18 protein-coding genes are annotated in these 23,426 nt (G+C 66.4%); 12 read left to right on the top strand and 6 right to left on the bottom strand.

The annotated features are described in order from the left end of the window. Positions 1–86 precede the first annotated feature (86 nt). Both metK and JOE41_RS01175 read left to right on the top strand, forming a co-directional pair. Positions 87–1,322: a methionine adenosyltransferase gene (gene metK / locus JOE41_RS01180; protein WP_209750435.1), complete on the top strand. Its 1,236-nt coding sequence runs from the start codon at positions 87–89 to the stop codon at positions 1,320–1,322. A 213-nt stretch (positions 1,323–1,535) separates the two neighbouring features. Next, positions 1,536–3,692: a primosomal protein N' gene (locus JOE41_RS01175; RefSeq protein WP_209753495.1), complete on the top strand. Its 2,157-nt coding sequence runs from the start codon at positions 1,536–1,538 to the stop codon at positions 3,690–3,692. Positions 3,693–3,724: 32 nt separating this feature from the next. On the opposite strand, the gene JOE41_RS01170 is transcribed toward JOE41_RS01175, so the two are convergent. From JOE41_RS01170 to JOE41_RS01155, 4 genes are all read right to left on the bottom strand, one after another. After that, positions 3,725–4,801, bottom strand: coding sequence for a glycosyltransferase family 1 protein (locus JOE41_RS01170; RefSeq protein ID WP_209750433.1), 1,077 nt, complete (start codon positions 4,799–4,801; stop codon positions 3,725–3,727). Next, positions 4,798–5,727, bottom strand: coding sequence for an alpha/beta fold hydrolase (locus JOE41_RS01165; protein WP_209750431.1), 930 nt, complete (start codon positions 5,725–5,727; stop codon positions 4,798–4,800). The genes JOE41_RS01170 and JOE41_RS01165 overlap by 4 nt, the downstream gene beginning before the upstream one ends. 11 nt (positions 5,728–5,738) lie before the next feature. Next, entirely contained in the window at positions 5,739–6,614 is an 876-nt protein-coding gene (locus JOE41_RS01160; protein WP_209750429.1) for an aldo/keto reductase, read from the bottom strand. 68 nt (positions 6,615–6,682) lie between these two features. Further along, positions 6,683–7,645 carry a sugar-binding transcriptional regulator gene (locus tag JOE41_RS01155; protein ID WP_011692095.1) on the bottom strand — a complete coding sequence of 321 codons (963 nt, stop codon included), beginning with the start codon at positions 7,643–7,645 and terminating at the stop codon, positions 6,683–6,685. Positions 7,646–7,769: 124 nt separating this feature from the next. Here JOE41_RS01155 and JOE41_RS01150 point away from each other — a divergent pair, with 124 nt between their 5' ends. The 9 genes from JOE41_RS01150 to holA all read left to right on the top strand — a co-directional run bounded on the left by JOE41_RS01150 (position 7,770) and on the right by holA (position 20,248). Continuing rightward, positions 7,770–9,572, top strand: a complete 1,803-nt coding sequence (locus JOE41_RS01150) for a glycerol-3-phosphate dehydrogenase/oxidase (RefSeq protein ID WP_209750427.1) — start codon at positions 7,770–7,772, stop codon at positions 9,570–9,572. A 161-nt stretch (positions 9,573–9,733) separates the two neighbouring features. After that, positions 9,734–10,483 carry an MIP/aquaporin family protein gene (locus JOE41_RS01145; RefSeq protein WP_209750425.1) on the top strand — a complete coding sequence of 250 codons (750 nt, stop codon included), beginning with the start codon at positions 9,734–9,736 and terminating at the stop codon, positions 10,481–10,483. 58 nt (positions 10,484–10,541) lie between these two features. Continuing rightward, positions 10,542–12,056 (top strand): glycerol kinase GlpK, encoded by a 1,515-nt coding sequence (glpK, locus tag JOE41_RS01140; protein ID WP_011692092.1) that lies wholly within the window; start codon positions 10,542–10,544, stop codon positions 12,054–12,056. A gap of 355 nt (positions 12,057–12,411) precedes the next feature. Beyond that, positions 12,412–14,943, top strand: coding sequence for a leucine--tRNA ligase (gene leuS / locus JOE41_RS01135; protein WP_011692091.1), 2,532 nt, complete (start codon positions 12,412–12,414; stop codon positions 14,941–14,943). Positions 14,944–15,012: 69 nt separating this feature from the next. Beyond that, positions 15,013–16,017 carry a DegV family protein gene (locus JOE41_RS01130; protein ID WP_011692090.1) on the top strand — a complete coding sequence of 335 codons (1,005 nt, stop codon included), beginning with the start codon at positions 15,013–15,015 and terminating at the stop codon, positions 16,015–16,017. 43 nt (positions 16,018–16,060) lie between these two features. After that, positions 16,061–16,246, top strand: a complete 186-nt coding sequence (locus JOE41_RS01125) for a hypothetical protein (RefSeq protein ID WP_043429806.1) — start codon at positions 16,061–16,063, stop codon at positions 16,244–16,246. Between the two features lie 99 nt (positions 16,247–16,345). Beyond that, positions 16,346–17,326 carry a ComEA family DNA-binding protein gene (locus JOE41_RS01120; RefSeq protein WP_209750423.1) on the top strand — a complete coding sequence of 327 codons (981 nt, stop codon included), beginning with the start codon at positions 16,346–16,348 and terminating at the stop codon, positions 17,324–17,326. A gap of 1 nt (position 17,327) precedes the next feature. Beyond that, a complete protein-coding gene (locus tag JOE41_RS01115; RefSeq protein ID WP_209750421.1) occupies positions 17,328–19,298 on the top strand; it encodes a ComEC/Rec2 family competence protein in 1,971 nt (656 codons plus the stop codon). Then, a complete protein-coding gene (gene holA / locus JOE41_RS01110; protein WP_209750419.1) occupies positions 19,232–20,248 on the top strand; it encodes a DNA polymerase III subunit delta in 1,017 nt (338 codons plus the stop codon). Before JOE41_RS01115 ends, holA begins: the two co-directional genes overlap by 67 nt. Positions 20,249–20,372: 124 nt before the next feature. Here holA and rpsT read toward each other — a convergent pair whose 3' ends face one another. Together rpsT and JOE41_RS01100 are read right to left on the bottom strand one after the other, a co-directional pair. Next, positions 20,373–20,633: a 30S ribosomal protein S20 gene (gene rpsT, locus JOE41_RS01105; protein ID WP_011692086.1), complete on the bottom strand. Its 261-nt coding sequence runs from the start codon at positions 20,631–20,633 to the stop codon at positions 20,373–20,375. 198 nt (positions 20,634–20,831) lie between these two features. Then, on the bottom strand, positions 20,832–21,389 hold the full coding sequence (locus JOE41_RS01100; protein ID WP_209750417.1) for a type II toxin-antitoxin system PemK/MazF family toxin: 558 nt from the start codon (positions 21,387–21,389) through the stop codon (positions 20,832–20,834). 180 nt (positions 21,390–21,569) lie between these two features. On the opposite strand from JOE41_RS01100, the gene lepA reads away from it, so the two are divergent. Further along, the gene (gene lepA / locus JOE41_RS01095; RefSeq protein WP_011692084.1) at positions 21,570–23,423 is read left to right on the top strand and encodes a translation elongation factor 4; all 1,854 of its coding nucleotides are present in this window, start codon (positions 21,570–21,572) and stop codon (positions 23,421–23,423) included. The last annotated feature ends 3 nt before the right edge of the window (positions 23,424–23,426 follow it).

The raw sequence follows: 23,426 nt of genomic DNA, 5'->3' as shown, positions 1-23,426 counted from the left end.
GACTGAGAGACCGGCGTGTGCAAAGCCTGCTTAGCAGGGGGACACATGCCGGGGCCTGAACGATTCCCAACCAGTAAGGTAGTTGAGTGACTTTACCGCTGCACATTCCCGCTTCCCATGGCGCGACGCCGCCATCCCTTCGTCTCTTCACGTCGGAGTCCGTGACTGAGGGCCATCCCGATAAGATCTGCGACCAGATCAGCGATGCCATCCTGGATGCCCTGCTTGCGAAGGACCCCGAGTCCCGTGTGGCAGTCGAGACACTGGCCACCACCGGACTGGTGCACGTAGCTGGCGAAGTCACCACCGACGCCTATGTGGAGATTCCGCAGATTGTGCGCGAGACCATCCTGGGGATCGGCTATGACTCCTCGGCCAACGGCTTCGACGGCGCCCGCTGCGGCGTCTCCGTGTCCATCGGCCAGCAGTCCAACGACATCGCCGGCGGCGTTTTCAATTCCCTGGAGGCCCGGGAGGGCCGCCAGGAAGATGACTACGACCTCCAGGGCGCCGGAGACCAGGGCCTCATGTTCGGCTACGCCAGCGACGAGACGCCGTCCTACATGCCGATCCCGATCTGGATTGCGCACCGCCTCTCGGAGCGGCTCACCGAAGTACGCAAGAATGGCGAACTGCCGTACCTCCGCCCGGACGGCAAGACCCAGGCGACGATCGGCTACGACCGGGACCGGCCCGTCTCCGTCGAAACCATCGTCATCTCCAGCCAGCATGCGGAAGGCGCGAGCCTCGAACAGTTGCGAGCCGATCTCGCCACGCACGTGATCAATCCCGTGCTGGCGGCAGCCAACCTGGACATCTCCCGCGCCCGCAACATCCTGAACCCCGCCGGTGCGTTCGTGATCGGCGGCCCCGTGGGTGACGCCGGCCTGACCGGCCGCAAGATCATCGTCGACACCTACGGCGGCATGGCGCGCCACGGTGGCGGGGCTTTCTCCGGCAAGGATCCGTCCAAGGTTGACCGCTCGGCGGCGTACGCGATGCGCTGGGTGGCCAAGAATGTAGTGGCTGCAGGACTCGCCAAGCGGGCCGAGATCCAGATCGCCTACGCCATCGGCCAGGCACGGCCCGTGGGTACCTACGTCGAGACCTTCGGCACGGAAACGGTGGATCCCGAGCGCATCAGCGCCGCGATTTCGGAGATCTTCGACCTTCGTCCCCGTGCGATCATCGACGCGCTGGACCTCAAACGGCCCATTTACGCCAAGACCGCGGCGCACGGACACTTCGGCCGCGACGATCCCGACTTCACCTGGGAACGGCTCGACCGGGTGGACGAGCTCAAGGCTTTCTTCAACGCCTGAGAACCGCCACCCGCAAACAAACCGCGGCGCGCTCGATCCGCACGGCATGAAATGTGCCGCGTCGGAGTAAAAGTCGGTGCCTTGTGCTTGGCTGTAGCAGGGCCCCCGTCCGGGTGGCCCTGCTACAGTGCTTTCCGGCCGGTGGCCGCCGGGGGCCCTACACCGGATCCACTGGCACCATAACTGGCACGATGCTGAACGGAGGGTGGCACCATAACTTCCTTTTCCTCCGACGGATCGGCCGCCGGCGAGCCGCTCCAGCTTTCACTCCTGCAGGGGTTCCCGGCGGGCCGCCCGGTGTCTCCATCCGGCCCGGCCCTCGCCCCCTCGCTGCCCGTGGCCAGGGTGCTCATCGAGTCTTCGCTGCCCCACCTGGACCGGCCCTTCGACTACAGCGTGCCGGCGGCGTTCGACGACGTCGCGCTGCCAGGCGTACGGGTCAAGGTCAAGTTCAACGGCCAGGAGCTCAGCGGCTACATCCTGGACCGGCTGGCGGTATCCGACGCCGGCCATACCCTGGTGCCCCTCCACAAAGTGGTTTCGCCCGTCCGGGTGCTCACCCCCGAACTCGCCGAACTCGCCGGCAAAGTGGCTGCCCGCTACGCAGGCACCGTCAGCGACGTGCTGCGCGTAGCCATTCCGCCGCGGGTTGCCAGGCTGGAAAAGGAGCTGGCCGCCGGGGGTGACCTCGGTCTGAACCCGGGTACGGCCGCCGAAGCCGCAACGAACCTTGCGCCGGAGGCGGACGGCACTCCTCCTGCACCGGGCCACTGGTCCCGCTACGTCAACGGGGCGGCGTTCCTGCAGCATCTTGCGGCCGGCGAATCGCCGAGGGCCGTCCTCAGCGCGCTGCAGGGTTTCGGCCCCGCCGGGTGGCCAGCCCTCGTTGCCGAAGCCGTTGCAGCCGCGCGGGCCTCCGGCCGCGGCGCGGTGGTGGTTGTTCCTGACTACCGCGATCTGGACCGTGTCGAGGAGGCGCTGGCGGAACTGCTGCCCCGGGAAGACATTGCCCGACTCACCGCAGACGACGGGCCAACGCCGCGCTACCGCAGCTACCTGCGGGTGCTCACGGGCAGCGCCGGGGTTGCCGTCGGTACGCGCTCGGCCGCCTATGCTCCAGTGCACAACCTGGGCCTCGTGGTGTGCTGGGATGACGGCGACGACCTTCACATCGAACAGCGGTCGCCGTACGCCCACACCCGGGAGGTCCTGCTGCTGCGGGCGGAACAGGAAAGCGCGGCGTGCCTCATGGCGGCGCACACACGCAGCACCGAACTCCAGCGGCTCGTGGAGGCGGGCTGGGCGAGGTCGGTGGAAGCCGACCGTCCGGAGGTCCGCCGGACCGTGCCGCGAGTTGTGAATACGGCGGACAGCTTCGAGCAGGAGCGCGACCCCCTGGCCAGGATCGCGAGGCTGCCCGGGGCGGCCTGGCGTGCCGCCAAGGAGGGCCTGGAACGCGGACCCGTCCTGGTCCAGGTCGCCCGTTCCGGCTACGCGCCTTCGCTGGTCTGTGATTCCTGCCGGGAGCCGGCACGTTGCACGGCCTGCAGCGGACCCCTGGCTGTTGCCGGCGCCGCAGGCAGTTCCGCCGTGCCGCAGTGCCGCTGGTGTTCCGCTCCCGCGCCGGCCTGGCGCTGCAGCCACTGCACGAGCCCCCGGCTGCGCCGCTCCGCTACCGGCGTGCTGCGAACCGCGGAGGAACTGGGCCGGGCGTTTCCTGGCAAGACGGTCATCACGTCGTCCGGTGACCAGGTCAAAGCCGCAGTCCCGAACACAAAATCCTTAGTGGTCGCCACCGTGGGAGCGGAACCTGTGGCGGCTGGCGGCTATGCCGCCGCAGTTCTGCTGGATGGAGACTCGCTCCTCCGCCGCGAAAACCTCCGCGCCGGGGAGGACGCCGTCCGGCGCTGGTTCAATGCCGCGGCGCTGGTCAGGCCTGCCCGCGAGGGCGGCCTCGTTGTTATCACCGCCGACGACACAGCAGGGGTCGGCGCGCTGCTGCGCTGGGACGCAGGGGGGTACGCGCATCGGGAGCTCTCACTGCGGCAGGAGCTCCAGCTGCCCCCGGCGGTCAGGATAGCCTCCGTGACCGGCGGCCGGACCGCCGTCGGGCACTTCACCGAAGCCATCGAACACAGCCTTGCCAGGCAGGGGATCACCCTTCGCAGCGCCGGACCGGCGCCTCTGGTGCTCACGGACGCACGCGCACCGCGACGGGACGCCAGCGAGGACGTCAGGACCCTGCTGTTTTTCCCATACTCCCGGGCGGCCGACGCCACGCGGGTGATGCGGGCCGTCAAGGCAGCTGCAGCGGCGCGGCGCAGCGACGACCCCGTCCAGTTGAGGCTCGACGGCGTGGATGTGCTGTAGCTGTGATTCACCCCGGGGGGGGGGGCGGCACCTCAGCGGCGGTTGATTCGGGCGGCCTCCTCGGCCAGCTGCACAAGCTGCCGGGCCGAGTGGTCCCAGCTGAATTCCGCGGCCCGTTCCACCGAACGGAGTGAGTGAGCTTTCCACACTTCCGGCTCTTCCAGCCTGCGGACCGCGTCGGCGAACTCCGAGGGGGAATCCGGGTGGACATAACTCACCGCGTCATGGCCTACTTCACGGAAGATCGGGATGTCGCTTGCGATTACGGGGGTCCCATGGGACATGGCCTCCACGAGCGGGAGGCCGTAGCCCTCCGCTCGTGAAAGGCTGATCAGGGCCGTTGTCCGGCCCAGCAGGGCCTCGTACTCGGCATCCGTCACGCCGTTGTGGAACACAACGTGGGCTCCCGGCGGCACCAGCGCTTCAAGCTCCGCCCGCCGCTGCGGCGTGATGCGGCTGAGCAGGTGGAGCGTCATGTCGGGAAGTTCGGCCATTCCCCGCACCATGGTTTCCACGTTCTTGTACGGCATGAACGAACCCATGTAGAGAAGCGTCCTGTCCGCGCCGGCACCGGGGTCGCGCGGAGTATGGCCGTGCTGCGGCGCATTGCCCACAATCCGGACCGGACGCCGGGTGAGGCGGTGTTTGGCGATCAGTGCTTCGGTGGTGTGGCTGATGGTAGCCACCACGTCCGCCCGGTCCAGGAGCAGCCGCTGCGGCCAGTACGCCTTGTGGTACAGGCGCCACAGCACACGGACGGGTGCCGGCAGGAAGCCCGGCGGGGAAGGGTGCTCGTAGTAGATGAGGTCGTGAAGTGTCAGCACCAGGCCGTACTTCCGGCCGAACGTGCCCATCGTCTGCATCGGGCACACCACGACGTCGGCGCCCAGCTTGTTGACCTTGCCGGCCACGAACAGCTCCGCGGGGGAGAGCGGGCTGTTGATCAGCGTGTAGGGCACATCCGGGAGGAGGGCCAGCTGCCGGGAATCGCTGATGAGCATTGAGACGTCTGCGATCTTGGCCGTGGCTGCGATCAGGCTGGCGCCGTACCGGCTGATGCCGTCGTGGTGGTCCAGGCGGGTGAAGCGGGCGTCGATAATGATTTTCACGCGGGATGGTCCTTCAGGAAGCGTCTGATGAAGCAGGCGGCCGGTTCGGGGGTCTCGTAGTGGATGAGGTGCCCCACGCCGGGAATCACCTCGAGGGTGCCGTCCGGCAGGAGTGCCTGCAGCTTGTGCTGGTCCGGGAGCATCGCGATCTCATCCTTCTCCCCGGCAATCAGCAGCACCGGGAGGGAAAGGTCCGGGGCAACCTCGGAGACGTTGCTTCCCACGGAGGCCTTGAACGACTCAAGCAGGCTGTCCCGGTTGGCGAAGGCGGAGAAGTAGGCGTTGTGCTGTCCATGGATGAACTGCAGGAGCTGCTTGTCCCTGGTCTTGGCCATGGCCATGCTCATGACCCTGACAATGAGCCGGCTGCGGAGCAGGTAAAGGCCGAGGGCCCGGGGGAGCCTGGCGGAGGCCTCGTAGTAGATGACAGCCAGTTTGGTCATAACGCCCTTGGGCCCCTCCAGCGCCGGTGCGGCAATGGGGTTGATGAGGATCAGCGGGAACACCGCGCCGGGGTTGGCAGCCACGAAATGGCTGGCAACGATGGACCCGAACGAGTGCCCCAGGAGCACCGTGTCCGGCCCCAGTCCAAGTGCGGCCATGAAATCGCTGATGAACTGCCCGTACCGCCTCACACTGTGCCCGCCGTCCGGGAACGCATCGGAGCTGCCGAAGCCGGGAAGGTCGGGCATGATGAGCCGCATGTCCGGGAGCTGGTCCGCTACCCGGAGCAGGCCGTGGTGGTCGCCCCGGAATCCGTGGACCACCAGGATGGTACGGGTCTCGGCCGTCACGCTGACAGGTTCATAGACCCAGTAGTCCACATTGCAGCCGTGCAGGTCCACGCTGGCAGCCCGCGTCCGGGCGTCCAGTTGCCCGCTGAAGAGGGGCGGGGCCTGCGCCGGTCCCATGTCCACTTGTTCCATGGTGTCGAATCCTAGTTGACGTCGTCAGGGTTGGAGCCGGTGCGGTGGCCGCGTTCCAGGGCGGCGAGGGCGGCCATCTCCGCCGGGTCCAGGGTGAACCCGAAGACGTCCAGGTTTTCCCTGATCCGGGCATAGGAACTGGCTTTCGGGATCACCACGTTGCCCAGCTGCACGTGCCATCTCAGGATGATCTGCGCCGCGCTCCGGCGGTGCGCTGCTGCCAGCTCGAGGACTACCGGATCCGCAAGCACCTGGCCCCGGCCCAGCGGGCTCCAGGCCTCGGTGCGGATGCCTAGCCGGTCGTGCAACTGGCGGAGTTCGTCCTGCTGCAGCCAGGGGTGGAGTTCGATCTGGTTCACTGCAGGGACGACTTCGGCGGTCTCCAGCAGGTGCTCCAGGTGGGCGGGCTGGAAGTTGGACACCCCGATGGCCCGGATCCTGCCCTCGCGGTAGAGGGTCTCCATGGCCCCGTAGCTTTCCGTGAAAAGCCCGCGGCGGGCGCATGGCCAGTGGATGAGGTACAGGTCAACATATTCCATGCCGAGGTTGGACATGGACGTGTCAAAGGCCCGCATGGTGGCGTCGTAGCCATGGTCGTCGTTCCACACCTTCGTGGTGACGAAGAGGTCCTCGCGGGAAAGCGACGGTGCTGCCTCGCCGGAGCCTCCGGCCGGACCGCCGCCCGCGAACCCGGCAAGCGCACCGATGGCCTTGCCTACCCCGGTTTCATTTCCGTACATGGCGGCAGTGTCGAAGTGACGGTAGCCGGCCTCGAGGGCCATGGTTACCAGGCCGGCGGCGTCTGCAGGGGGAACCTTATAGAGCCCGAAGCCCAGTTGGTCGATCAGCACACCGTTGTTGAGGCTTAGTCGGGGCGAGTTCTTCATAGGACTGACTCTACCGACTCGGCGCCGTCCGCTCCCCGGGACAGGCCGGGCGGGACTGGCAGCAGGCCTCAGGACAGTCCGTCAAAGCTGACCAGGCGGCGGGCGGTGGCCTCATCGAGGATCAGGTCCGTTGCCAGGCCGGCGGCGAGCGCGCCGCGCAATCCGTTGATCTTCGAGGCCCCTGACACAACGCAGATCCGCCGCCTGACCTGCCGCAGCTGCGCCAGGGCGGGGCCGGTGGACCTCTCATTGAGCGTGATGCCGTCAGAGGATCCGTCCCCGCGGAAAAACACGGTGGCTACGTCACCCACCACGTCGGAGTTCGCCAGAATATTCAGGTCGTCTTCGTCGAGGTATCCGCCGGCATAGACGTGGCTCGGGTAGTCGGCGTCCACCGACCCCACGCCGAAGATGGCAATGCTCATGCGCGACTGCAGCTCAAGGATGCGCTGGACGCTGCGTTCATTCCACATGGCGGTTTTGGTGGCTGCGTGGTCGAAGAAGGCAGGAACGGGAAACTGTTCAACGCGTGCACCGTAGGCACTGCCGAACCTGCGCATGATGTCGCTGGCGTAGGTAATGCCGGTGGTCTGCATGTTGCCGGCGCCGTTGAGCTGGACGATCACGCTGTCGTGGGTGATCTTGCGGGTGAGGTGCCTGCTGACGGCGCTAAGGGTGGATCCCCAGGCGACGCCGATGATGGCGTTGGAGTCAACCAGCGGCCCGATCGTCCTTGCAGCCTGCATGGCCACCCTGTCAAGGGTTTCCGCTTCATTAAGGGTGTCCAGCACCGGGACGACGTGGACATCCACCCGGTATTGGGTGCGGATCATGTTTTCCAGTTCCGGCCCGGTGTCGAGCGGATTGCGGATCTGGATCTGGACCAGGCCGGTCTCCCGGGCAGCGGAAAGAAGGCGGGAAACCGTGGATCTGGACGTCCTGAGCTCTCTGGCTATGGCGTCCATCGTGAGGTCCTGGAGGTAATACAGTTGTGCAGCCCTGAGGGCTTCTGAGTGGCGTGAGCGCGGCATTCGGCTTCCGTTCTGCACGTTTGTGCATAGTGCTTGACTCCATTTTCCATTACTCCAAAGAATAGTGATGAACGGCGCCGCGCTGTGAGGTGCGCCGCACAGGACCAAACCCGAAGGAGCAGATTTGGGAACCAACGATTCATCCGGCCATCCGGCTACCAGCCGCCAGCGGTCATCAGTGCAGAGCCTGCGCAAGCGGCCCCGCGCCCAAGTCCTGATTATCGGCGGCGGGATCAACGGAGTCGGCACCTTCCGCGACCTGGCACTGCAGGGCGTGGACGTTGCGCTCGTTGAACGCGGGGATTACTGCCAGGGGGCCAGCGGTGCATCGTCGCACATGATCCACGGTGGAATCCGATACCTGGAAAACGGCGAGTTCCGGCTGGTCCAGGAGTCCGTCGTTGAACGCAACAGGCTCCTGCGCATTGCTCCCCACTACGTCAAGCCGCTCCAGACCACCATCCCTATCTTCAGCACTTTCTCGGGTGTACTGTCCGCGCCCCTGCGGTTCCTGACCCACAAGCAGCAGGGCAAGCCGAAGGAACGCGGAGCTTTCCTCATCAAGGTCGGGCTGAGCATGTACGACTTCTTTTCCCGCGACGGGGGCACCGTTCCGCGCCACCAGTTCCGCGGCCGGAAGCGCGCCCTGGCGGAGCTGCCACGGCTGCACCCCGGCATCAAGTACGCGGCCACGTACTTCGATGCCTCGGTCCACAACCCAGAGCGACTAACCCTTGACGTGCTCCAGGACGGCGAGAAGGCCGGCGCCAGCGGGCAGAGCGACGCGCGGGCCAGCAACTACCTTTCGCTCGTCGCCATGGGTGGAGCGGCCGGCACGTCAGCCGGGCCCACCGGCGGCAGCACTGTCCAGCTGCGCGATGAACTGACCGGCGAGGTCTTCGACTTCACGGCGGACGTCATCGTCAACACCACGGGGGCGTGGGTGGACCTGACCAATGAGGCCATGGGCGCCGCGTCGATGTTCATGGGCGGCACCAAGGGCTCGCATATCGTGCTGGACCACCCCGGCCTCCTCGAAGCCTGCAACGGCCGCGAGATCTTCTTCGAGCACACGGACGGCAGGATCGTGCTCATCTACCCGATGGGCGACCGTGTCCTCGTGGGGACCACCGACGTGGACGCGGACATGGCCGAGGATGCCGTGTGCACTGACGACGAGATCGACTACTTCTTCGACCTGATCGGCCACGTCTTCCCGGACGTCGCAGTGCATAGGGACCAGATCGTCTACACCTTCGCCGGCGTTCGCCCGCTGCCCAGGCACGACGCCACCCAGCCCGGCTTCGTCAGCCGCGACTACCGCATCGAACGCAGGGCCGGCGGCCAGGAAGCGGCATCCGGCGGCAGCGGCGCCGTCGTACTCAGCCTGGTGGGTGGCAAATGGACAACATTCCGGGCGTTGGCCGAACACCTCACGAACGACGTGCTCAAGGAACTGGGCATGGACCGGAAAGTCTCGACGGCGAAACTCGCCATTGGCGGCGGAGCCGGCTTCCCGGACAGCCAGGCCGGAGTCCAGCAGTGGATCAAGGCCCACATGTCCGCCGGCCGCGACGCTGACCGGATCTCCGGATTGCTGACCCGATACGGCACCCGCGCCGAAGAGGTGCTGCGCTACCTCGATGCCGGCCCCGACCGGCTCCTGCACTCCACCCGTGAACTCAGTGTCCGCGAACTGGAATTCATGGCCCGGAACGAACAGGTGGGACACCTCGTCGATGTGCTGATCCGGCGCACCTCGCTGGCCTTCCGCGGCCTGGTTACGGGCGAACTCCTCAACGAGGTGGCAGACGTCCTCGCTGCCCCGCTGGGATGGGACGCCGCTGCCAGGGCAGCCGAAATCCACCATGCCCAGGAGGTGCTCGAACGCTTCCACGGCGTCCAGGTCCACAGCCTGGTCGCTTAGAAGGCTTGCGTGCCCGGGGAGGAATCGCCCGGGCGCAAGGGCTGCGCGGTCCCGCTGGAGGAGCAGCCGGCGCAGCAGCCGGCCGGCAACGCAACAACGTTGCCGGCCCAACAGCCCTTCAAATCGCGAGGGGCTGACAACAGAAAATAGAGGAGTCAAAGATGTCTCTTGGAATTGTTTTCCTTTCCGAAGTATTCGGAACCGCAATGCTGACCCTGCTGGGTTGCGGCGTTGTGGCAAACGTTGCGCTCAAAGGCACCAAGGGCAACAACGGCGGATTCCTAATGGTCACGTGGGGGTGGGGCATCGCGGTCTTCGCCGGCGTCTATGTCGCCGCCAGGTCCGGCGCGCACCTCAATCCGGCCGTAACCCTTGGCCTTCTGGTCAACGGCAAGGCGGAGTATGCTCCCGGCGTCAGCGTCGACTTCGCATCCACCCTGACCTACTTCGGCGGAGAACTCCTGGGCGCGTTCCTGGGCGCAGTCGTCATGTGGCTGGCCCACAAGCAGCACTTTGACGCCGAACCGGAACCCGCCAGCAAGCTCGCCGTGTTCTCCACCGGCCCTGCCATCCGCTCCACCCCCTGGAACCTGATCACCGAGATCATCGGCACGTTCGTGCTCGTCTTCGTCATCCTGACGTTCGGCGGCACCCCCTCGGGCCTCGGCCCGCTCGCTGTGGCCCTGCTCGTCGTGGGCATCGGCGTGTCCCTCGGCGGTCCCACCGGCTACGCCATCAACCCCGCCCGTGACCTTGGTCCCCGCATTGCGCACGCTCTGCTCCCCATCAAGGGCAAGGGTTCCAGCGACTGGAGCTACTCCTGGATCCCGGTCGTCGGGCCGCTGGTAGGCGGTACCCTGGCCGGCGCTGTCGCAGCTGTAGTGCCGATCATCGCCTCGGCAGCTTCCTGATCCGCCCGCGTTTCAACAACCCCGTCAAGCCCTTCAGACAACAGACAAGGACGTCAACATGAACCAGTACGTAATCGCCATCGACCAGGGCACCACCAGCACGCGCGCCATCGTCTTCGACCACAGCGGCAGCATCGTCTCCTCCGGCCAGATGGAACACGAGCAGATCTTTCCGCAGGCCGGCTGGGTGGAGCACGACCCCGCCGAAATCTGGAACAACACCCGCGAGGTCATTGCCTCGGCGCTTTCCAAAGCGAACCTGACCCGGCACGACATCGCCGCCGTCGGCATCACCAACCAGCGCGAAACCGCCGTCGTGTGGGATAAGACAACGGGCAAGGCGATCTACAACGCCATCGTCTGGCAGGACACCCGGACCCAGGACATCGTGGATGAACTGGCCAAGGACGGCGGACCGGAGCGCTTCAAACAGAAGGTGGGCCTGCCGCTGGCCACGTACTTCTCCGGCACCAAGATCAAATGGATCCTGGATAACGTGGAAGGCGCCCGTGCCAAGGCCGAAGCCGGTGATCTGGTCTTTGGCAACACTGACTGCTGGGTGCTGTGGAACCTCACCGGCGGAGTGGATGGCGGCGTGCACGTCACGGACGTCACCAACGCCTCCCGGACCATGTTCATGGACCTGGACACGCTGTCCTGGGACCAGGAGATCCTTGACGCCTTCGGTGTTCCCGCGTCAATGATGCCCGCAATCAAGTCCTCCTCCGAGGTGTACGGAACCGTCCACACCTCGCAGTTGCTCCGGGAAGTGCCGGTTGCCGGCATCCTCGGCGACCAGCAGGCAGCCACGTTCGGCCAGGCGGCATTTGATGCCGGCGAAGCCAAGAACACGTACGGAACGGGCTGCTTCCTGATCTTCAACACCGGCGAGGAGATCGTCCATTCCAAGAACGGACTGCTGACCACCGTGGGCTACAAGCTGGGGGATGCTGCTCCGCACTACGCCCTGGAAGGCTCGATCGCCGTCACCGGATCCCTGATCCAGTGGCTGCGGGACAACCTCGGCCTGATCAGCAGTGCCCCGGAGGTGGAGACGCTCGCGGCCTCGGTCAAGGACAACGGCGGCGTCTACATCGTGCCGGCGTTCTCCGGCCTCTTCGCGCCGTACTGGCGGTCCGACGCCCGCGGCGCGATCGTTGGCCTGACCCGCTTCGTGAACAAGAACCACATCGCCCGTGCGGCGCTGGAGGCCACGGCCTTCCAGACCCGTGAGGTGCTCGACGCCGTCAACGCGGACTCCGGTGTTCCGCTGACTGAGTTGAAGGTCGACGGCGGCATGGTTGCCAACGACGCCCTGATGCAGTTCCAGGCGGACATCCTGGGCGTTCCGGTGATCCGGCCGAAGGTTGTGGAAACCACCGCCCTCGGTGCCGCCTACGCTGCCGGCCTGGCCGTCGGCTTCTGGAAGGACCTAGGGGAGTGCTCGGCCAACTGGTCCGAGGACAAGCGCTGGGAACCGCAGATGGACGACGCCGAGCGGGACCGCCAGATGCGCCTCTGGAAGAAGGCCGTCACGAAGTCCATGGACTGGGTCGACGAGGACGTGAAATAGTCTGACCTGTCGTTGATGGCAGCCGCACCTGCCCCGCCCGCTTCGCGGTGCCCACCACACCCGGGCGAGGTGCGGCTGCCATCAACCTATCCGTCAGCTATTCAGCCGCTCGTGGCGACTTACGTTTAGCTGATGGTGGAGGTGCGCTAAAGTAGTTCTATGCGTGCGATCCTTCTGCTTAGCTAGCCGCCCGGTATCCCGGACCTACTCGGATTACCGCGCGGCAGCCCCTCCATGTCGAGGGGCTTTTGTGTGTCTGGAGCCCTTCGGGGCCGGCAGCAGGGGATAAGGGGGCCGGGGCTGGACAGCAAGCCCAGGCCGTACGAAAAGCGGTACAGAACAGAAGAGGGCAGCAGTGAGCGTTCAGCCGGAGACAGAGACCGGAACAGCAGCAGTCGCGACGGAAGGTCCCGAGGAGGGCACCTACAGCTTCGCCGCGATGGAGGCCAAATGGCCGCAGGTGTGGGAAGACCTCAAGGTGTTCACACCCGTCGACGACGGCTCGCGCGAGCGCCGCTACGTCCTCGACATGTTCCCCTACCCCTCAGGCGACCTGCACATGGGCCACGCCGAGGCGTTTGCCATGGGCGACGTCGTGGCGCGCTACCTGCGCCAGAAGGGCTACGACGTCCTGCACCCGATCGGCTGGGACTCCTTCGGCTTGCCCGCCGAGAACGCCGCCATCAAGCGCAACGCGCACCCCAGCGAGTGGACCTACGCCAACATCGACACCCAGGCGGCGTCCTTCAAGCGCTATGCGATCTCGGCGGACTGGTCACGGCGCCTGCACACCTCGGACCCGGAGTACTACCGGTGGACCCAGTGGCTGTTCAAGCGCTTCTACGAACGCGGCCTGGCGTACCGGAAGGATTCTCCGGTCAACTGGTGCCCCAAGGACCAGACCGTACTGGCCAACGAACAGGTGGTCAACGGGGCCTGTGAGCGCTGCGGCACCGCTGTAACCAAGAAGTCCCTGAACCAGTGGTACTTCAAGATCACCGACTACGCCGACCGGCTGCTGGACGACATGGACGAACTGCGCGGCCACTGGCCCGAGCGTGTCCTGGCCATGCAGAAGAACTGGATCGGCCGGTCCGAAGGCGCCCACGTCAACTTCGTGATCGAGGCCGCCGGCGATAAGCCGGCCAAGGACGTCACCGTCTTCACCACGCGCCCCGATACCCTCTACGGCGCCACGTTCTTCGTGGTTGCAGCAGATGCGCCGATGGCAGTGGAGCTGGTCACGGACGAGCACGCCGCGGCCCTGGACGCGTACCGCGAACAGGTCAAGGCGCTGTCCGAAATCGAACGGCAGTCCACCGAGCGCGAAAAGACGGGCGTCTTCACCGGCCGTTACGCCGTCAACCCACTGAACGGCGAAAAGCTGCCCGTCTGGGCGGCCGACTACGTGCTGGCGGACTACGGCACGGGCGCCATCATGGCGGTCCCGGCCCACGACCAGCGCGACCTCGACTTTGCCAGGACCTTCGACCTGCCCGTCCGCGCCGTGCTGGACACGGGGGAGGACGACCCCGCGGTGACCGGGAAGGCCACCGCCGGGGAAGGCACCCTGATCAACTCCGGCGTGCTCGACGGCCTGCCCAAGGCCGAGGCCATCCCGACGGCGATCGACATGCTGGAGAAACAGGGCACGGGCGAAAAGTTCGTCAACTTCCGCCTGCGTGACTGGCTGCTCAGCCGCCAGCGCTTCTGGGGCACGCCCATCCCGATCATCCACTGCCCTGCCTGCGGCGAGGTTCCGGTTCCCGACGACCAGCTGCCCGTCACCTTGCCGGCCGACCTGCGCGGCGAGGACCTGTCCCCGAAGGGCACCTCGCCGCTGGCCGCGGCCGAGGCCTGGGTCAACGTTGAGTGCCCCAACTGCCACGGTCCCGCCAAACGCGACACTGACACCATGGACACGTTCGTTGACTCGTCGTGGTACTTCCTGCGCTTCGTGTCGCCGCAGTACACCGAGGGTCCCTTTGATCCCAAGAAGATCAACGACTGGATGCCTGTGGGGCAGTACGTGGGCGGCGTGGAGCACGCCATCCTGCACCTGCTGTACGCCCGGTTCTTCACCAAGGTCATCCATGACCTCGGCATGATCGACGCCGACGAACCGTTCAGCGCGCTGCTCAACCAGGGCCAGGTCCTCAACGGGGGCAAGGCCATGAGCAAGTCCCTGGGCAACGGCGTCGACCTCGGTGAGCAGCTGGACAAGTACGGCGTCGACGCCGTGCGCCTCACCATGATCTTCGCCTCGCCGCCGGAGGACGACGTCGACTGGGCTGACGTTTCGCCGTCGGGCTCCGCAAAGTTCCTGGCCCGGGCCTGGCGCCTGGCGCAGGACGTAAGCAGCGCGCCCGGCGCGGACGCTGCCCAAGGAGACCGGGCGCTGCGCTCCGTCACGCACCGCACCATCGCCGATGCCGCCGCACTGCTGGACAGCAATAAGTTCAACGTGGTGGTGGCCAAACTGATGGAGCTGGTCAACGCGACCCGCAAAACCATAGATGCAGCCTCCGGCGCGGGCGGGGCGGATCCCGCCGTCCGCGAAGCAGCGGAAGCTGTCGCGGTCATCCTAAGCCTTTTCGCGCCGTACACGGCCGAGGACATGTGGAACGTTCTGGGGCATCCCGCCTCGGTGGCGAACGCCGGCTGGCCCTCGCATGACGAAGCGCTCCTGGTGCAGGACACGGTGACCGCCGTCGTCCAGGTCCAGGGCAAGGTCCGCGACCGTCTCGAAGTCTCTCCGGAGATCGGCGAAGACGAGTTGCGTGAACTGGCCCTCGCGTCGGAGAACGTCCAGCGCGCCCTCGACGGGCGGGGTATCCGCACGGTCATCGTGCGTGCACCTAAACTGGTCAACATCGTCCCGGCGTAGCCCGGGCACCGGCCGCCGGTATTGCCGGCGGCCGGCCATGACGTTTGACCGGAGCAGCAGGGGGACGCCGTGAACGACCGGGAGCCGGCCGGCTGGCCGTGGCTAAAGGAACGGCTTGTCCGCCTGCGGCAGGTTTCCAAGCCAGGGGCTGCGCCGGAAGCCGTGGTCCCGGCCGCCGTCGTGCGCACCGCGGTGGTGACCGATTCCGCAGCCGCGCTGCCTGCGGACTGGGTCACGGACTTCGCCGCCGACGGGCGGCTGACCGTGGTGCCCATGCCGGTCATGGTGGGGGCGGAGATTTACGGCGAGGGCGAAGACGACATCACCGACACGATCGCCGTGGCGCTGGCCACCGGGACGCCGGTCAAGACGTCACGACCATCACCCGGCCAATTCGAGCAGGCCTATCTTGCGGCGCTGCGACGCGGTTTCGAAGCCGTGGTCTCCGTGCACATCTCCGGAGCGCTGTCCGGCACCGCCGACTCCGCCAGGCTTGCGGCAACCCGTGTAGGCATCCCCGTGGAAGTGGTCGATTCGAAGACCGTGGGCATGGCGCTGGGCATGGGTGTGCAAAGCGCAGTGGTAGCGGCTGCGGACGGCCGCCCCGCAGCCGAAGTGCGCGCCTTCGCCGAAGACCGGATGGCCCGCACCAAAGTCTATTTCTATGTACCCAGCCTCGAGCAGCTGCGCCGCGGCGGCCGGATCGGAGCGGCGGCGTCCCTCTGGGGAACCATGTTCGCCATCAAGCCGATCCTCGCCGTGGATGACGGGAAAATCGTTCCGCTGGAGAAGGTCAGGTCCGCGGCAAGGGCCGTGGCGCGCCTTGAGGAAATCGTGGTTGCCGACGCCGCAGCGCGGCCCGCCGGCCAGGCCAGGCTGGCAGTCCACCATTTTGGCAACCCCGGTGAGGCGGCGGAGCTTGCGGGCCGGCTGGCAGCCGCGCTACCGGAAGTGCCTCCGGCGCAGATCAGTTCGCTCCCGGCCGTACTCGCTGCCCACGCGGGACTGGGGGTCCTTGCCGTGATCGTGGGGGAGAGCAGCACGCCGCAGAAGGAACCCCCTCTGGTCCGATAGCTGTGCCGGTAGTACAGTCTCCCCACCAAGCAAGGAGGCTCCCATGACAATGCAGGTGCACCACGTTGCGCAGTTCGACAAGGACGTGTCCGAAGAAGTCACCAACTGGCTGAAGTACCTCAAGGGCCAGGTGACAAGCGTCCAGTTCCTGACGACGACTGTTCCCGACCCCAAGGCGCCGGAATCCTGGCGGGTCCAGTACGAGGCCTACATCACCTACCAGAAGTAGCCGGCAGGCCGGGAAGCCGCAGAGGAAGCCGCCGGCAGCGCTTTCCACATACAGTCATTCGCGCTGTCTGTGCCGCCTCCATTTGCCTAGCGTGGGGGTATGTCACGCCGGAACGCGGAAGCGGGAGCACCTGCCGCGGCCAGCCGCGCGCGCCGGCGCCTGGCAACCACACTGGGTCCTTCCGGCGGCGGTGACGGCGGTGGATCCGATGCCGGGAACCCGGGTTCGGCGGGGCTCCTGGGGTACGGCGCCGGGGTTCACGGCCACGGGTCTTTCACGTATGACGGCGGTGCGCAGCCGGAACCTGGCGCCGTTGGCGGCTCGGCCGCCGATTCATCCGCCGTTTCCGGAACACATGCACCGGCGAAGTTCCGCTGGCGCTCGGGGTTTCGCGTTGCGGTGCTGCTGGGACTGCTGAGTCTCCTGCTGGGCGGCTGGTTCTGGTGGGATGTGGCAGCCAGCCGTCCCCACGTGGTGCCCCTGAGCGACGTCAGCAGCCCGGAAGTCAGCGCGCAACAGGAAGGACATCCCGGTTCAGGGCCGGGAGGATCCGACGGCGCCTCAACGGGACAACAGCCTTCAGGTGCCGCATCCGGAGCGAAGATCATTGTCCACGTGGCGGGGGCCGTCAACCGGGCGGGCGTTGTGGAACTGCCGGAAGGCAGCCGGGTCCACGAGGCCATCGCCGGTGCGGGTGGAAGTGCGGAAGGGGCTGACCTGAACCGGTTGAACCTTGCCGCCGTCCTGGCCGACGGCCAGAAAATCCACGTTCCGCTGGTCGGGGAACCGGTGGACGCCCCTGGGGCGGCAGCCGGCGCCACCGGACCGGGCGCCGCGGGATCGGGGCCCGGTGACTCAGGCCCCGGCCAAACGGGAGCGGAGGGCGGGAAGATCGACCTGAATTCGGCGTCTGCCGAGGAACTGGGCGCATTGCCCCGGGTTGGTCCCGTGCTGGCCCAGCGCATCGTCGACTGGCGCAAGGAACACGGCCGGTTCAGCACCGTTGAGGAACTAGACGCGGTGGACGGTGTTGGCCCCAAGATGCTGGAAACGCTGCTGCCCCTCGTTCGGGTGTCCTGAGGTGGGCAAGGTCAGTCCGTGGCACCGCTTCATCGACGCTGCCGTCAGCGGTGAGGAGGGAGGGACCCCCCGGCCGCCGCGCACTGCCGAGGACCCGCCGGCGGCCCGCCAGGCTGCGGAAGTCCGCGCTGCCGGCATCAGTGGCATCGTGCCGCGAACGGCGTCCGGCCTGCGGGAAGTGATCGCGGCGCGACTCCTTCCCGGACCGGAGGGCCGGGTACAGGGGACAGGAAGACCTGCGGGAGCCGCAACCGGCAACAGGCCGCAGCGCCGGACCGACCTGCGTCTCGTACCTCCGGCACTCCTCGCCTGGGCCGCCGCCGTCGCCGGCGTCTGGTTGCCGTTGCCCGCGCTCGGGGTCTTGATCGCGGGATTGCTCCTGGCAGCTGTGGCGCTGTTAGCTGCCATCCGCTGTCGCCGGATGCGGCGCCATGGGGCACGGCTGGTGCCACGGAGCTTCCTGACCACCCTCGGCATTGCCGTGGTGCTGTCCGCGGCCATCGCGTCCCACTCGGCCATCGCCGCGTCCCAGAAGCACGACGGGCCCGTTGCGGATGCAGTCACGGCCCGCTCCGCTGTAGTGGTTGAGGCCGAGATCGCGGGGACACCGCGCCAGCTGAAAATTCCCGGCCGCGGCGGTTCGGACCGTTGGGCAGTTGAAGCCACGGCATACGCGATTATCGCCAACGGCGGCCTCATCAGGAGTGACGCCCGCCTGTTGCTCGTGGGCGGCGGGGACTGGCAGTACGTGGTCCCCGGACAGCGGATCCGGACTACGGGAAAGCTGAGGCCGGCCGACGCCGGCCAAACGCAGGCGGGGACCCTGTCCGTCACCACGGACCCAGCCACCACGGCTGCCACTACCGCATGGCAGGAGGGACCAGGCGCCCTCCGCAGGGGGTTTGCCGCCGCGGCCGAATGGATCGGCGGCGATGCCCGCGGCCTCCTGCCGGGAATGGTCACGGGCGACACCAGCTACCTCGACGACCAGCTTGGAAGCGCCATGAAAACTGTCGGCATGACCCACCTGACCGCAGTCAGCGGGGCGAACTGCAGCCTCATCCTGGGGACTCTGTTGTTGGCTGCCCGAACTATCCGCCTGTCGAGGGCTCCCGCCGCTGCGGCTGCCCTCTCCGGCCTGGCACTGTTCGTCCTGATGGTGGGTCCGGACGCCAGCGTCCTCCGGGCTGCGCTCATGGGCGCAATCGGACTGGTCTCTCTGTCCGGCGGCCGGACCGGACGCGGGCTCAGCTTCCTCTGCCTGGCCGTGGTCGGGCTCCTCATGGCCGATCCGGGACTCGGGACCAGTTTCAGCTTTCTGCTGTCCGTGCTGGCCACTCTCGGCATCGTGACGGCCGGCCCGCGGATCATGGAATGGCTGCCACCGGTTGTGCCGCGCTGGCTGGCTGCCGGCCTTGCCGTTCCGCTGTCCGCCCAACTCTTCTGCAGTCCGGTGATCGTCCTGCTGCAGCCCCAGTTTTCGTCCTACGCCCTGCTGGCAAACATGGTGGCGGCTCCCCTCGTGGCGCCGGTGACCATACTCGGAACAGCCGCCGTGCCCGTGGTGCCGCTGGCCCCTTGGGCAGCTGTGGTTCCCATGGCGGTTGCGGGTGGCTGCGCGGCCGGAGTCGCGGCCGTTGCCAGGTTCTTCGCGGACCTGCCCGGCGCCGCCCTGCCGTGGCCTGAGGGACCGTTTGGCGCGGCCACCATGGTGGCGCTGTCCGGCTGCACGCTGCTTGTGCTTTGGCTTGTTCTGCACCCGCGGGCCTTGTGGACGCTGGTCCTGGCGACGCACCGAAAGACCGTCGATCTGCTGGATCTGTGGCCCCGGTTCACCGGCTTGGATGAGCGCCGCCACCGTGGGAGTCTTAGAGGTATTAATCCGATGTCCGGGAGGAACCAAGAGTGGCCGCTGCGCAAAAAGCACGATCCAAGCCGGCGACGTCAGCGACCGCCACCTGGCGCGACGTGACCCCGGCCCGCGTGGTGCTGATCGGCGGACCCGAAGAATACCTCGGCATCCGGGCCATGGACCGCATCAGGTCCCAGGTCCGCGGAGCCCAGCCGGATGTCGAGATCACCAGGCTCAACGCAGGCAGCTATGAATCCGGGTCCCTGGCCATGAACGTCAGTCCTTCGCTGTTCGGGGAATCGAAGCTGATTGAGGTGGAGTCGGCGGAAGCAATGAACGACGCGTTCCTCACGGACGCCCTCAAGTACCTGGCATACCCTGAGCCCGACGCCGTCCTGGTAGTCCGCCACGGCGGCGGCGTCCGGGGCAAGAAGCTGCTCGATGCCATCAAGGCCGCTGGCTGGCCGGTGGTCGATTGTCAGCCGCTCAAGAAGGATGCGGACAAGTCGGCATTCGTCGCTGCTGAATTCAAGGCCGCTTCGCGCCGCATCGAGCCCGAGGCCGTCCATGCGCTGGTGAATGCGGTGGGCGCCAACCTGTCGGAGCTCGCCGCCGCCTGCAGCCAGCTCATCGCGGATGCAGCCACTGCTGTGGATACGGACATGGTGGACCGTTACTATGGCGGGCGGATCGAGGCAACAGCCTTCAAAGTTGCGGACGCCGCGCTAGCCGGCAACGGACCGCTGGCACTCTCTACGCTCCGCCACGCCCTTGCGACGGGGGCGGACCCCGTTCCGCTCGTGGCAGCACTGGCCGCAAAACTCCGCACGGTGGCCAAAGTAGCCGGCGCGCAGGGATCCTCGGCGCAAATCGCCCGCCAGCTTGGCATGCAGCCGTGGCTTGTGGAACAGGCGCAGCGGGACGTCAGGCGCTGGACCCCGGAAGGCCTGGTCCGCTCCATCCAGGTGACTGCCGAGGCGGACGCCCAGGTCAAAGGCCTTTCCCGGGATCCGGTCTACGCGGTGGAGCACGCTGTCACCGTCATCGCAACATCGGTCCGCCGCAACTAACGGAGGACCGGTAGCGGGCGGAGCGCGGCGGCCTCTGCCAACCTGCAGCCGCGGTTAAAAGGATGTGGCCGGCACCCCGTCGGGGTGCCGGCCACGATCATCAGTTCAGGTGAACTGGAAAACCTTAGAGTGCGTTGACCTTCTTGGAGATCGCCGACTTGCGGTTTGCAGCGTTGTTCTTGTGAAGAACGCCCTTGCTGACAGCCTTATCCAGCTTACGGCTTGCAGCAACCAGCGCAGCAGCAGCGGCATCCTTGTCGGTGGACTCAACGGCGGTGTTGACGGCGCGGATGGCCGTCTTCAGCTCCGACTTGACTGCGTTGTTGCGCAGGCGAGCCTTCTCGTTGGTGAGGATGCGCTTCTTCTGGGACTTGATATTAGCCACGTGTGAACTCTCTTTTTAATGCGGAAATGGTCTAGAGGGCTTTCAGATTGGCCATTGACTGAGCGGCGTGGGGATACCTATGGCGGCCAACCATCAGTGGCCGTCGACCTGCACGGACACACAGCTGTCAATAGTAGCAGATGCTCTGGCATGCCGTTGTTTCTCCGCTGGCGTCTGTCGCTGCCCGGTGGTTGTCAGTCAGGTCCAGCCGTGCAGCTCACGCAGTACCGAGGCGACGGTGTCGAAGCGTCGCCGGTCCAGGACAGCGCCCTCCCTGCGGATGTCCGCCGGGCTGATCTGGATGATGCGGTCCAGCTTGGCCTCACTGGGCCGGCGCTGCCTGTCCCAGCTGCCTGTCCCGATATCCACGTAGCTATCGTTATTCCTGCGGTCCTGGTCATGGTCCTTGCTGGTGAGCATGAGTCCAAGCAGGTACCGCCCGCGGCTGCCGATCAGGAGCACGGGCCGGTCCTTACCCTGGGAATGGTCCTCTTCGTAGGGAACCCAGGTCCACACGACTTCGCCCGGTTCCGGCTTGCCGTTGGGGGAGGGGGCGTACTTGATATTCGTGGTGCCCTTGAAGTCGCCAGGGTATTTTCCGCTGAGGCCGCCGGCAGCGGCCTGCGGCACCTTTGAACGGGCGGGAGCGGAACGGCCGGGGGTCGGGCCGGCCGGTCGACCCGCGGCGGGGCGCCCTTCCAGCAGGCGAAAAGCGGTGCGGACAGCCCGGGCGAGTGAGCGGAGGTTGAATGCCATCCTGCAACGATACTTCGACCGCATGGACCGGACCTTTTGCGCCCCCGCAGTCCGGGTACGCAAACAATGCACCGAGTGGCGGCAGGACGTGGGACACTATAAGTTCACGTGCGGCAGGTCCCGCGACGGCCCCGGCCGTCCTGAGCACAGCCGCGGAAATGCCAACAGTAAGGACCCTGCGTGTCTCCCATGGCCCGCACCGCCCCGGTGCCCGCCGCAACAGATCCGGCCATCATCCGGAACTTCTGCATCATTGCGCACATTGACCACGGTAAATCCACTCTGGCCGACCGCATGTTGCAGTACACCGGCGTCGTTCAGTCCCGCGACATGAAGGCCCAGTATCTGGACCGCATGGATATCGAACGTGAGCGCGGCATCACCATCAAGTCCCAGGCAGTACGCATGCCCTGGGAAGTTGACGGCACCAGCTACGCGTTGAACATGATCGACACCCCCGGGCACGTCGACTTCACCTATGAGGTCTCCCGTTCGCTGGCCGCCTGCGAAGGTGCAGTGCTCCTCGTGGACGCGGCCCAGGGCATCGAGGCGCAGACGCTCGCCAACCTGTACCTGGCGATGGAAAACAACCTCACCATCATCCCGGTCCTGAACAAGATCGACCTCCCCGCGGCCCAGCCTGAAAAGTACGCCGAGGAACTCGCCAACCTGATCGGCGGCGACCCCGATGAGGTCCTTCGCGTTTCCGGCAAGACCGGCATGGGCGTCGAAGTCCTGCTCGACAAGATCGTCCGCGACCTGCCGGCACCTGTTGGCGACCCCGACGCTCCCGCCCGCGCTATGATCTTCGACTCGGTCTACGACACCTACCGCGGCGTGGTCACGTACGTGCGCGTGGTCGACGGCATGCTGCACCCCCGCGAACGCATCCAGATGATGTCCACGCGAGCCACGCACGAACTCCTTGAGATCGGCGTCAGCTCCCCGGAGCCCACCCCCTCCAAGGGCCTGGGCGTCGGCGAAGTGGGCTATCTCATTACCGGTGTGAAGGACGTCCGCCTGTCCAAGGTCGGCGATACCGTCACCAACCTGGCCAAGCCTGCCTCACAATCACTGCCGGGCTATGCGGACGCCAAACCCATGGTGTTCTCCGGGCTCTACCCGCTGGACGGCACGGACTACCCGGTGCTCCGCGATGCCCTTGAGAAGCTGATGCTCAACGACGCCGCCCTTGTTTACCAGCCGGAAACCTCGGCTGCGCTGGGCTTCGGCTTCCGTGTGGGCTTCCTGGGGCTGCTGCACCTGGAAATCACCCGTGAGCGCCTCGAACGCGAGTACAAGCTCGACCTGATTTCCACGGCCCCGAACGTGGAATACGAAGTGACCCTGGAGGACAAGCGGGTCGTCCATGTGACAAACCCGAGCGAATACCCCACCGGTAAAATCGCGGAAGTCCGGGAGCCGATGGTGTCCGCCACCATCCTGGCGCCGAACGAGTTCGTCGGGGCCATCATGGAGCTGTGCCAGAGCCGCCGAGGCGTGATGGGCGGCATGGACTACCTCTCCGAGGACCGTGTGGAAATCCGCTACCGCCTGCCGTTGGCCGAAATCGTCTTCGATTTCTTCGACATCCTCAAGTCCAAGACCCGCGGCTACGGCTCGCTGGACTGGAAGGCCGACGGCGATCAGGTAGCCGACCTTGTCAAGGTAGACATCATGCTCCAGGGCGAACAGGTGGACGCCTTCAGCGCCATTACCCACCGGGACAAGGCCTATGCCTACGGCGTGATGATGACGGGCAAGCTGCGCGAGCTCATCCCCCGCCAGCAGTTCGAAGTGCCCATCCAGGCCGCGATCGGCTCCCGGATCATCGCCCGTGAGAGCATCCGTGCCATCCGTAAGGATGTCCTTGCCAAGTGCTACGGCGGTGACATCACCCGTAAGCGCAAACTGCTGGAAAAGCAGAAGGAAGGCAAGAAGCGCATGAAGATGGTGGGTCGCGTTGAAGTGCCCCAGGAGGCCTTCATCGCAGCGCTCACCACGGACGAATCCAAGGACAAGGCCAAGAAGTAGTGA

Source organism: Arthrobacter sp. PvP103 (assembly GCF_017833075.1).
Taxonomy (GTDB): domain Bacteria; phylum Actinomycetota; class Actinomycetes; order Actinomycetales; family Micrococcaceae; genus Arthrobacter.
Note: the sequence above shows the minus strand (reverse complement) of the source record. Positions and strands in the feature narration are given on the sequence as shown.